At 61.1% G+C, this 11,380-nt stretch carries 11 protein-coding genes; 10 read left to right on the top strand and 1 reads right to left on the bottom strand.

The genetic code is table 11. The features are described from left to right. The first annotated feature begins 219 nt into the window (after window positions 1–219). The 6 genes from tppE to tppA are packed head-to-tail and all read left to right on the top strand — an operon-like array spanning window position 220 to window position 6,484. The gene (tppE, locus tag BN1143_RS16475; protein ID WP_010635136.1) at window positions 220–723 is read left to right on the top strand and encodes a type IVa pilus pseudopilin TppE; all 504 of its coding nucleotides are present in this window, start codon (window positions 220–222) and stop codon (window positions 721–723) included. Next, window positions 720–1,133 carry a type IVa pilus pseudopilin TppB gene (tppB, locus tag BN1143_RS16470; RefSeq protein ID WP_005308826.1) on the top strand — a complete coding sequence of 138 codons (414 nt, stop codon included), beginning with the start codon at window positions 720–722 and terminating at the stop codon, window positions 1,131–1,133. Before tppE ends, tppB begins: the two co-directional genes overlap by 4 nt. Beyond that, window positions 1,130–2,224, top strand: coding sequence for a PilW family protein (locus tag BN1143_RS16465; RefSeq protein WP_010635135.1), 1,095 nt, complete (start codon window positions 1,130–1,132; stop codon window positions 2,222–2,224). Before tppB ends, BN1143_RS16465 begins: the two co-directional genes overlap by 4 nt. Window positions 2,225–2,234: 10 nt before the next feature. After that, window positions 2,235–2,711 (top strand): pilus assembly PilX family protein, encoded by a 477-nt coding sequence (locus BN1143_RS16460; protein WP_082038598.1) that lies wholly within the window; start codon window positions 2,235–2,237, stop codon window positions 2,709–2,711. 9 nt (window positions 2,712–2,720) lie between these two features. Continuing rightward, window positions 2,721–6,074: a pilus assembly protein gene (locus tag BN1143_RS16455; protein WP_042051421.1), complete on the top strand. Its 3,354-nt coding sequence runs from the start codon at window positions 2,721–2,723 to the stop codon at window positions 6,072–6,074. Window positions 6,075–6,082: 8 nt separating this feature from the next. Further along, the gene (tppA, locus tag BN1143_RS16450) at window positions 6,083–6,484 is read left to right on the top strand and encodes a type IVa pilus pseudopilin TppA (protein ID WP_017763999.1); all 402 of its coding nucleotides are present in this window, start codon (window positions 6,083–6,085) and stop codon (window positions 6,482–6,484) included. A gap of 4 nt (window positions 6,485–6,488) precedes the next feature. Here tppA and BN1143_RS16445 read toward each other — a convergent pair whose 3' ends face one another. Beyond that, window positions 6,489–6,875 carry a type IV pilin protein gene (locus BN1143_RS16445; protein WP_005308836.1) on the bottom strand — a complete coding sequence of 129 codons (387 nt, stop codon included), beginning with the start codon at window positions 6,873–6,875 and terminating at the stop codon, window positions 6,489–6,491. Window positions 6,876–6,968: 93 nt separating this feature from the next. Here BN1143_RS16445 and BN1143_RS16440 point away from each other — a divergent pair, with 93 nt between their 5' ends. From BN1143_RS16440 to BN1143_RS16425, 4 genes are read left to right on the top strand one after another with little or no spacing between them, the layout of a single operon-like run. After that, entirely contained in the window at window positions 6,969–7,502 is a 534-nt protein-coding gene (locus tag BN1143_RS16440; protein WP_042051420.1) for a GspH/FimT family pseudopilin, read from the top strand. Window positions 7,503–7,522: 20 nt separating this feature from the next. Further along, window positions 7,523–8,110, top strand: a complete 588-nt coding sequence (locus BN1143_RS16435; protein WP_005308840.1) for a PilW family protein — start codon at window positions 7,523–7,525, stop codon at window positions 8,108–8,110. Window positions 8,111–8,114: 4 nt separating this feature from the next. Beyond that, entirely contained in the window at window positions 8,115–9,221 is a 1,107-nt protein-coding gene (locus tag BN1143_RS16430) for a hypothetical protein (RefSeq protein WP_042051419.1), read from the top strand. Between the two features lie 8 nt (window positions 9,222–9,229). Beyond that, entirely contained in the window at window positions 9,230–11,338 is a 2,109-nt protein-coding gene (locus tag BN1143_RS16425; protein WP_017782211.1) for a type IV pilus modification PilV family protein, read from the top strand. The last annotated feature ends 42 nt before the right edge of the window (window positions 11,339–11,380 follow it).

The raw sequence follows: 11,380 nt of genomic DNA, 5'->3' as shown, positions 1-11,380 counted from the left end.
GCCACCTCCAGCGAGGTGGCTTTTTCATGGGTGATTCTTATGGCTCTTGTTGGCCGCGTTGCCGTGATATCGCAGCGAAATTTGATGATGTATGTCCAAGATTTGAGTAGATTGAATTGCAAGCGAAGGTTCGCGGCCTAGACTGCTGATGAACTTATCACCGGCTTGATGGCAGATGGATGTGCAGCCGGCCCCCCGACAAAATCAGAGCGAAACAGGATGTTTTTGCGTTCAGGTTTTAGCCTCATCGAGCTGATGGTCACCATTGCGCTCGTTTCTATCCTGCTGACGCTGGGAGTCCCCTCCTTCAGCGCGATAATGCGCAACATGACGTTGACCAGCCAGGCCAACAACTTCGTGGCCGCCATCAACCTTGCCCGCTCCGAAGCCATTCGCCGCAATACGGCGGTCACTCTCTCCGCCTCCACCAGCAATCTGACCCAGAACCACTGGGAATCAGGTTGGCAGATCTGGGTCGACAGCAACGGCAACGGCACCCTGGACAACGGCGAGTTGCTGCGACTCTTTCCCGACATGGGAGCAGGCACCCTGGTCAGCAATACGTCGCTGGTACGTTTCAGTGGCAATGGCTTTCTCGATGGTCGCACCCAGGCGGCGCTGGTGTTTTCCCTGCAGCCGCCCGACTGCGCTCAGGAGGCATCGCGCGACATCACGATCACCCCGGCCGGCCGCCCTTCAATCACGGAGACCAGCTGCATATGAAGCACCAGCAAGGCGTCTCGCTGCTTGAAATTATGATCGCCGTGCTGGTGTTGTCGATCGGCATCCTCGGCATGGCGACCCTGCAGTTGCAGGCACTCAAGAGCAACCAGTCGGCCCTGACCCGGACCGAGGCGACCCAGTTTGCCTACATGATCACCGACATGATGCGGGCCAACCGCAGCGCGGCTCTGCTCGGCCAGTACAACGTCGGCCTGGGGGAGGCGGTCTCCGGCAGCTCAATGGCGATACAGGATGTGCAGTACTGGAAACAGGCGCTCGGCGGCCTGCCCGGCGGTGATGGGGCCATTGCCGTGAGTGCCGGACAGGCGACCATCACCATCCAGTGGGATGCCAGCCGGCTGGCCACCGAGCCTGCGCTGCGCAGCATGACCCTGAGGACGGATCTGTGAACGGGCGGCGCACCTTGCTGCGCCAGGCCGGTGTCGGTCTGGTGGAGGTGATGATCGCCCTGCTGCTGTCGCTGCTGACGGTCGGGATCATCATTCAGGTGCTGCTTGGCAACCACAAAACCTACCTGACCGGTGAGGCCATCGCCCGGGTGCAGGAGGACAGCCGGTTTGCCGTCAACCTGTTGCAACAAGAGCTGCGGATGGTGGGCTACCAGGGCTGCCTCAGCAAGCAGGGGGTCAACATCACCAATACCCTCAACGGGGCGACGGCGCTGCCCTACAACTTCACCGTCTATCTGCGCGGCTATGACAATGTCACGGCGACGCTGCCTGCGCCGCTGTCGGCCCTGTTTACCGCGGCCGAGCCCAAACCCAAGCCGGGAACCGACGTGCTGCTGGTGCAGGGGCCTACCGGCAGCGGTGTGCCGGTGACCCGCAACAACAGCGCCGCCCAGCTGTTCGTGCAGCAACTCTCCAGCAAGGCCAACTACTGCGGCACCGGCAAGCAGGGCTACAGCGACCTGTGCGAGGGGGACATCGTCATGGTCTCCGACTGCCAGAAGGCGCGGATCTTCCAGATCACCCAAACCCAGGTGGTGGGAGGGGGCAGCGAGGTCAACATCGGCCACTCCAACGACAACAAATACACCCCGGGCAATGCCGTCAGCTCCTGGGGTGGGGCCAGCAGCCCGGTCGAGGAGCGCTTCGGCGCCGGTTCGGTATTGAGCCGGATGGAAACCCGGGTCTATTACATCGCCCGTCCCTCGGCCGGCGCACCTTATGCCCTCTATCGCAAGAGTGGGCTGGGGGCGGGCATGCTGCTGGCGGACGGGGTCACCGACATCCAGCTGACCTTCGGTGAGGATCAGAACCGGGATCGGGCGGCGGATCGTTACGTGAGTGCCGCCAGCAACCCGAACTGGGACAACGTGCTGGGGATCGGCGTTCAGCTGTTGATGCGCAGCAACCAGGGCAATGTGGTGTCGGATCCGCAGGCCATCAGCTTCGCCGGGGCTACCTTCCAGGCAACCGACAGCCACTGGTACTGGGTGGCCGAAACCACGGTCGCCTTGCGCAACCGGCTGCCATGAGGAGGGAGGCATGATGGGGCGACAAGGGGGAATGGCACTGGTGATCAGCCTGATTTTTCTCGCGGTAGTGAGCCTGCTGGCGATGGCCAGCATGCAGAGCGCCCTGCTGCAGGAGAAAATGGCGGGCAACCAGAAGGAGTCGCAACAGGCGCTGCAGGCGGCGGAGGCGGCACTGCGCGCTGCCGAGCGCTATCTGGAGGCGGGCAACTCAGGCCCCTACGACAACAGCGCTGGCCTCTATGAGTTCGTCAGCGTGGCGGTGGATCCCGCTTCTCCCTCCACGGCCTGGCGGACCTATGCCAATAGCGGGCTGGTGGGACGGGCCCCAGAGTACTTCATCGAGCGGCTGCCCTACACCCAGAGCAGCAACGAGAGCCTGGCGGTGGACGAGCCCATCAGCGAGCGCCGTCTTTATCGCATCACGGCTCGGGGATTTGGCCTCTCGGACGAGAGCCGGGTGCTGTTGCAATCGACCTACAGCCGCTAGGAGGGAACCATGCGTGCATCTGGCTACGGATTTTGTGCCCTGTTGCTCTGCACCCAGGTGCAGGCGGCGCTCGACATCGCCCAGGTTCCCCTCTATCTCGGCACCCGGGCCGAACCCAACATCATGTTCAGTCTGGATGACTCAGGTTCGATGCACTTCGAGCTGATGCCGGAGGATTTGATCGAAAACAGCGCTCGCTACGTCTATCCCCGTGCCGACAACGTCTATGGCAGCGAGGACTATGACAACCGGACCGTGACTTTCACCAGCAACAACGATCGCAACGCCTACACCCGCTCGAGCAACAACAACAAGCTCTACTACAACCCCTTGCTGAGCTACCGCCCATGGGCCAAGGCGGACGGTACCCTGATGGCGAATGCCAGCATCAGCTGCGCGCCGCACAACCCCTTCAACACCACCGCCGGCTGTCGCGACCTGACCAAGAATAACCGCTCGAAGTCGTTGCGCTACTACACTGGGTTCTCCTCCAGCGACTACAACGATGACGAGACCTTCTGGCCCGCCGTCTATTTCGCCTACAAGGGCAGCGGTGACGTAAAGAGGGCGAGCAGCTATACCCGGGTCGAGATAAAGTCCGGCAGCACCTATGGCGGGCGCCCCAATCGCAGCGACTGCAAGAGCGCACCGGTATGTACCTACGAGGAGGAGATCCAGAACTTCGCCAACTGGTACACCTACTATCGCTCCCGGATCCTGGCGGCCCGGGCCGGGGTCGGTCGTGCCTTCGCCAGTCAGGGACAGGCCCTGCGGGTGGGGTTTGCCACCATCAATGCCAGCGGCAGCGTGATCCGCGGGGTGGCGCCCTTCTCAGGCACCGATCGCAGCGCCTTTTTCAGCGACCTCTACAGCCGCGACATTCCGGCCGCCGGCACGCCGCTGCGCACCAGCCTGAAGGATGTGGGGGAGTATTTCTCCCGCACCGACAACAATGGCCCCTGGGCGGCCAGCGCCGGCAGCACCTTGCCCCACCTCACCTGCCGGCAGAGCTACAACATCCTGATGACCGATGGCTACTGGAACGGGGATACCCCCTCGGTGGGGGATCTGGACAAGGATGGCTACAGCAATACCCTGGCCGACGTGGCCTACAAGTACTGGAAAACAGACCTGCGTGCCGATCTGGCCGACAAGGTGCCGACCAGCACGGCAGATCCTGCCAACTGGCAGCATCTGGTCAACTTTACCGTTGGGCTCGGGGTCAACGGGTCGCTCAATCCGGCCAACGGCATCCCGAACAGCTGGCCCAATCCCCATGATCCGGATGACAAGGAGTACAAGAACGCGACCTATATTCCGGAGTACAAGATCGATGACCTGTGGCACGCGGCGCTCAACAGCAAGGGCAGCTTCTTCAGCGCGGGTGACCCCGACGTCTTTGCCGCGGCCCTGAGCAGCACTCTGGCCCAGATCGCGGCCCGCAACAGCTCCGCCAGTTCGGTGACCGCCAACGCCACCCGGCTGGACAGCAATACCCACATCTATCAGGCCCGCTACAACAGTGGCGACTGGTCCGGGCAGCTCGTCTCCATTCCGCTCAACAGCGACGGCTCGCTGGGCAACATGGCCTGGGATGCCGCAACCCAGATCCCTGCCCATACCGCCCGCAGCCTCTTCACTCGCCAGAACGGGGTCGGCATTCCCTTCACCTGGGCCGATCTCAACGCCACCAATCGCGCCCTGTTCAACCTCGCCGGTGACAACCAGGGGGAAAACCGGGTCGCCTACTTGCGCGGTGATCGCAGTCGCGAGCAGAACAATGGCGGCCTGTTTCGCAGTCGCAGCGACCTGCTGGGGGACATCATCAACTCGGATCCCGTCTATGTCGGCAACCGGGACTACGGCTATGGCAGCGCCACCGGCCTGACCCAGGCCGAGCGGGAGGGCTACCAGAGTTTCCTCGGCTCGACGGCCATCAGTCGCCGCACACCCATGCTCTACGTGGGGGCCAATGACGGAATGCTGCACGGTTTTCGGGTCGCCAACGGGGTGGAGACGCTGGGCTACATCCCGGCCAGCCTGTTGGGGGATCTGAGCCTGCTGACCAAGCCGGATTACAGCCACCGCTACTATGTGGACGGTACGCCCAAAGTGGGGGATGCCTATCTTGGCAGCAGCTGGAAAACCGTGCTGCTGGGGTCGACCGGCGCCGGAGGCAAGGCGGTCTTTGCCATCGACGTAACGGCCCCCGACAACTTCACCGCCGACAAGATGTTGTGGGAGTTTACCAGCGCCGAGATGGGGGTAGCGCTGGCTGCGCCGACCCTGGTCCGGGTGAAGTCCGGCAACAAATGGGTGGCGCTGGTGGCCAACGGCTACAACAGCACCAGCCAGACCGCCCGGCTGTTTGTGCTGGATCTGGCGACCGGCGCCGTGATCAAGGAAATCGATACCCAGGTGGGCTCGGCCAGCGAACCCAATGGCCTCTCATCCCCCCTGCCGGTAGACGAGGACGGCGATCGGGTGGCGGACTATGTCTATGCCGGCGATCTGCAGGGCAATCTGTGGAAATTCGACCTGACCGACAACAACAGCGCCCAGTGGGGGAGTGCCTTCAAGACCGGCAACAAGCCAAAACCGCTGTTTCAGGCGTGCAACGGGACCTGCTCTGCCAGCACGCGCCAACCCATTACCATGCGTCCGTTGGCCATCCGCCATCCCAAGGGGGGCATCATGGTGCTGATGGGAACCGGCAGCTATTTCACCAATGACGACAAGCTGTTGCCGGCAACCCCCAGGCTGGAGGCCGTCTACGGCATCTGGGATGCGGGAGCGACCGTGCTCGCCAGCCAGTTGCAGCAGCAGAGCATTACCCACGAATACTCCGCCAATGGCACCACCATCAAGTTCAATGTGAGGGTGGTCTCCAACACGGCGGTCAACTACACCAGCCAGAAAGGGTGGTATCTGGTGCTCAAATCCCCTGCGTTGAGTAAGGGGGTAGGGGAGCGAGCCGTTTCGGAGATGCTCTACCGCAACAAACGGCTGATCTTCAATACCCTGATCCCCTCGGCGGATGCCTGTGACTTTGGTGGACGCTCCTGGCTGATGGAGCTGGATCCTGTCTCGGGGGCGCGTTTGAGCTACTCGGTGTTCGACGTCAATGGCGATGGAGCCGTCAACGATGACGACTATGTGGGGATCAAGGACGGCAGCGGCAACGACATCAAGGTGCCGGTCAGCGGCAAGCAGTTTGACGAGCTCACCACGACGCCGAGCGTGGTGGAGGATGCCGACATGGAGCGCAAGTACATCAGTGGTTCCAGCGGCAATATCTCGGTCACGCTGGAAGAGGGGGCGGGTGACCTTGGGGGTCGCCAGTCCTGGTTGCAACTGGAGTAGAGGTGGAGATGGAGCGTGGATTTTCCCTGCTGGAGCTGATGATTGCGGTAGCCGTGATGGCGATTCTGACCCTGATTGCCTACCCCAGCTATAACAGCTACATGGCGTCGGCCAAGCGGGCCGAGGCCAAGGCGGCGCTGCTCGAGGCGGCGCAATACATGGAGCGGCAGTTTACCGCCGATGGCAACTATGATGGCGGCAATCTGGCCTCAGCCGGACTGGCCACCTTGCCCAGGGATGGCGGGGCTGCCTATTACAATCTGGCGCTCAATGCCAGCGGTGCCCGCTATACCCTGACGGCGATCCCGACCGGAGTGATGAACGGCGATCCCTGCGGCTTGCTGACTCTGGATCAGGGGGGACAGCAGGGGGTGTCGATGGCCAGCATGACGGCCGCCGAGTGCTGGTAATACGTTACCAGCAGGCGGCTGGGGTCTTGATGTCAGCCTTGTTGAGGGTGAGGGTATCGCAGGCGGTGCTGCCGCTCTTGTCACCCACCTGCGCTCCCTTGCTGGTGGCGATCAGGGTGTAGGTGGTTGCGGTAGCCCCGGAGATGGTGAAGTCGTAGTAGCTGCTGGTGGGGTTGCCCACCTGGGACGGGGTCGTGCCGTAGCTGGTGTTGGAGACTCTGAACTCTTCCTGTTTCAGCTGCATGCTGAGCAAGCCCTTGAACGCCTCGGCTCGACGGGATTTGCGCAAACCGTCGCTGAAACTGGGGTAGGCGATGGATGCAATGATGGCGACGATGGCGACTGCAACGAGCAGTTCCAGCAGCGTGATTCCGGACTGTTTGGCTTTCATGGGGCGGCATGCTTCGTGAAACAGGTTGATACTATAGGATAGTACTGACGGTGTGCTCTACTGGCATGTGCAAAAAGAAAGGAGTCTTGAACGATGGAAGGCAGAAAGGGCAGATCCGCCGGTTTTACCCTGATAGAGCTGATGGTTGCCCTGTCTCTGGTCGCTCTGCTGCTGACCGTTGCGATTCCCAGTTATCAATCACTGCGCCAGGAGCAGATGGTCAAGGCCGCCACCCAGGCGGTGTATACGGATGTGATGTTGCTGAAGTCCGAGGCCATCAAGCGTAATCGCACCCTGCAATTCATCATCTTCAACAGCGGCACCAGCAATTGGTGTTACCGCATTTTTATTGATGGCAGCTGCAACAGTTGTAGCGATCACTGTTCCAGCATTGAGGGGCGCAAGGGGGGCGATGCCAGTGAATATCCCGGTATCAGCCTGGTTGCCAGCTACAGTGAATCGTCGAGCAACATCAGGCCCCTGAGTATCTCTCCCAGAAGGTCCTCCCTGACGGCGGGGAATATTGCCATCTCATCCGGTACCTACTCCATGCAGGTCAAGACCAACAATGTCGGACGTGTGCGTACCTGCGGAGTCAGCAATATCAGTGGAGTGCCTGCATGTTGAGAGCACCAAGGGGATTCAATGTGGTGGAGCTGATGGTTGCCATGGTGGCAGGCCTGCTGCTGGTCGCCGCGGTGACATCCTTGTTCGCCACCATCCTCAGGGTCAATCAAACCTCCATGCAGGTGAGCCGCCTCAATCAGGAGCTGCAGAGCGTCACCGACATGATTGCCCGTGACGTGCAGCGCACCGGTTATGATCAGGGGGCGACAGCCTTTCTCGGCGCGGCATCGGGAGCCAGATCTCCTTTCTATTTCGATACCAGCAGCGATCTGATGAATGAGACGGTCACTGGCTCCAAGATTTATCGCTGCATCAGGCTGAAATACGATGATGATAACAACGGCTCTCTTGGGGCTGATGAAACTTATATCTACAGCTACGACAGTGCCGACAAAGGAGTGCAGCTTGGCACCAGTTGCAGCACCGGCAGCCTGCTGAGTACCGACAATACCATCGAAATTACGGATCTCACCTTCTCGCTGTTGAGTGGCAGCGTCTCGTCAGGTGCACGGACGGTGCGGCTGAACATATCGGGCCAGTTCAAGGCCAACACCGCGCTCAAACTCACCCTGCAGCGTGATATCAAGCTGCGCAACGACGGGTATTGATGTCATGCAACGTCATCTTGGTTTTACCACTTTCACCGTTACCTTGCTGCTTACTGTGATGTTGCTGAGTATCTCGCTGCTGGTGGGCAAGTTGATGGTGTCTGACCGCCGTGTCAGCCTCAACGAAGTGCAGTATCGACAGGCGCTGGCCCTGGCCGAACTGGGTTTATCCGACGGGGTCGGCCGCTTGGCGCAGGACGCAAGTTGGCGTAGCGCCAGCAGTGGCGTGTCGGTCACTGTGTCGGCCGGTACCTATACCCTGTTTGCGCTGGACGACACAGCCGTGACCGTGGGCGGGGCGAGCGTGACGCCGGTCAGGGTGCGAGCTCAGGCTACCCTGGTTGACAGTACTGCCAATGCTGATGTGGAGATAAAGACCATCAAGGTCAGCGTATTGGCTGGCACCCCGGCAGCCCCTCTGACGGTTGCCGGTGGCATGGCCGTTTCCGGCAACTTTACCGTGGTGGCCAATCCCAACGGGGGCGGGCCTGGGGTGCCGCTCTCCATCTGGACCAACGGTAATGTGGATCTGACCAATGGCTCCGGTCAGACCTGCCATCAGGGGGATTACAGCGGAGGGTGCAGTGCCTACATCAGCCAGAAGGGGGACAAGCAGTCGGACATCAAGGACAACGATTCCGCCTTCCCAAGCGATCTGGTCTGGTATCTGTTCAACGAGAATGACGATGCAACAGGATGGGCCAATCTGGAGTCGCGGGCAGTGCAGATGCTGACCAATTGCGATTCGTTGTCGACCGCCTCCCGTGGACTCATCATCGTCGATGGGGACTGCAAGCCGGGCGGCTCGATCGGTTCGGTTGCTGCACCTGTGGTGCTTATCGTGCGCAACGGGGATCTGATGGTCAACGGCAACGCCACCCTCTATGGGCTGGTGTTCGCCTACTCCTCCACACCCGCCACGACTACCAACGATATCAGCTTGAAGGGGGGCGCCATCGTCAATGGCGCAGTGGTTGCCAACTACCAACTGGGCAAGACCGCCAACGGGACCTTCGACGCCAAGTACGACCAGGCGGTGCTGAGCAATATCGAGAATGGAGCCGCATTTCAGATCATTAACCTAGTGCCCGGTAGCTGGCGGGACTGGTAGGAGCGAACATGAAACCGCACAAGGGATTCGGGCTGTTGGAGATCTTGATCACCCTGGTTCTGCTCGGGGTGGGGGTGGCCGGGTTGGTGGCCATGTCGCGCGGGATCCTCGGGGCCTCCCAGGACGGTCGGCGCTATGAGGTGGCGATGCGGCTGGCCGAGTCGAAACTCGATGATTTTCGTACCTTCAACGGCGTGGTGAGTGCCGTCTCTCCGCTCACGGCCTATAACAGCATTGCGGCGGGCACCAGTACGGTCACCCCCGCCGACGGCGGCGGGACCTATACCCTGAGCTGGACCGTCAACAACCAGTACTGGAATGGTACGGCTTGGCAGACGACGGCCCCGGCGGGATACCTGCAGTCCTACCCGGGTCGCAAGGTCGTCAACGTAACCGTCAGCTGGAGCGACAATGACGGGAATCCAGTCTCGTTGTTATTGGCCGGTGCAGTGTCGCCGGCAGAGTCACTGGCCCAGAACCAGTTGAATGGCGGGCTCGATACCAGTCGCGAGCCACCCCAGGTGGTCTATACCCCGGGGGTGGCGCCGGACGTCATCTCCATCCAGATCGATCAGGAAGGGCGCAAGCAGGAGACCAGCAAACCGCTGCCGACGGTGACCTCCAAGGATGGCACCGTCGGCAAGCTGGTGCAGTTCGAGACGGTCACCTACAAGCCCGACAACGGCGGCAACACCCAGCAGGTGCTGCAGGATCTGGCCTCGGTCTCCTGCTCTTGCAGTTACGGCTCGAGCGTCAATGCCTACCTGCCGGGCCAGGCGATCCTGACCGACAGCAATCTTCTCTACTGGAGCGTGGGCTCCCAGGTCACCAAGCAGACCGGCATCCTCAACAGCAGCGTCAAGGATCAACCCACTCTCTGCACCAGTTGCTGCAAGAACCACTTCGATGGCAGCGGCAGCAGCTTTGATCAGTTCTACTCCCCGCTGCACACCAACAGGCAGCGCTATAACAGCTCGCTCACCTCGGTCAACAGTGGCGACTATGTGGATGCCTGCCGCTTCGTCCGGCTCGATGGCTATTATCGCCCTCTGCCCGAGTGGAACCTGATCAAAGTCATAGTGACCAGCGCCGACTTCCTCGCCAAGACGGCCAATCAGACCAGCTACCAGAATTACATCAAGTACGTGGTCACCACCTACATCACCTGGCAGAAGAACACCCTCAACTGGACCGCGAACCCCACCGCCACGCCACCGACCATCACCGAGTTTGCCGACTGGTTGCCTGCCAACGCGGCGGCGGGGGGAGACACCACGACCAAGGTCACCATGAGCACGGGCACGGCCCAGCTGATCGCGCGTGGCATCTATGTGGATGTGCTCTCGCCCACCTATCTGGCCGCACTCGACCTGACCTCGCAGGATCTGCTGGCCAGGGTGCCATTCCAGGATATCAACCTGACCATGCTGGCCGAGTGGAGTCTGGTACCCTTGAGTGGCCAGCTGACCGGCAGTGTCTCCGACTATGTAGGGGTGACCAACGAGACGGTCAAGACGGTGGTCGATCTCAACAACTACTACTTCGGCAGCTACAGTCGCGGTTACCTGTCTGCCAAGAAGAGCACCAAGGATGCCTCCAACGTGTTGCAGAGCGCGTCGATCAAGGTGACCGCCTATCAAGGCAACTCGGGGATCACTGCCTCGCTCATCTCTCCAGTGGATCAGAGTGAAGCCAAGAGCGCCAGCATGCCGGTGGCGATCGATACCAGCGCCCAAACCGTACCGACCCTGACCGTGTCGGGGCGGATCGAGTGTCTGGAGAAGGTCAGCAACAAGGACCCATCCCCCACGGCGTGCAACAAGAACACCTTCAACGGGTTGAGCGTGACCACCACCACCACGGGGGCCACCTGCCGTATCGACAAGCCCCAGGCCAACAACCAGCCGGCCACCTATGTCTGCACGGCGGCACAAAACAGCAGCCTGGTGGTGAGTTTCTCCTACAGTGCCCAGGGCAACACCACCTATCTGCTGAAGCCGGCATCGTTGAGCATCGCCATGACACCGCCCGCCAGCGGTCAGGTGATCACCGGGCCCTGTGGCCTGCTGGTGGACAACGGCGTGACCAACGCGAGCAGCCTGACTTGTACCCCCTGAGTCTTGGGCGCTGGCACAGCCAGCGCCTTTTCTTTATCATTC

The organism is Aeromonas dhakensis (assembly GCF_000820305.1).
Classification (GTDB): domain Bacteria; phylum Pseudomonadota; class Gammaproteobacteria; order Enterobacterales; family Aeromonadaceae; genus Aeromonas; species Aeromonas dhakensis.
Note: the sequence above shows the minus strand (reverse complement) of the source record. Positions and strands in the feature narration are given on the sequence as shown.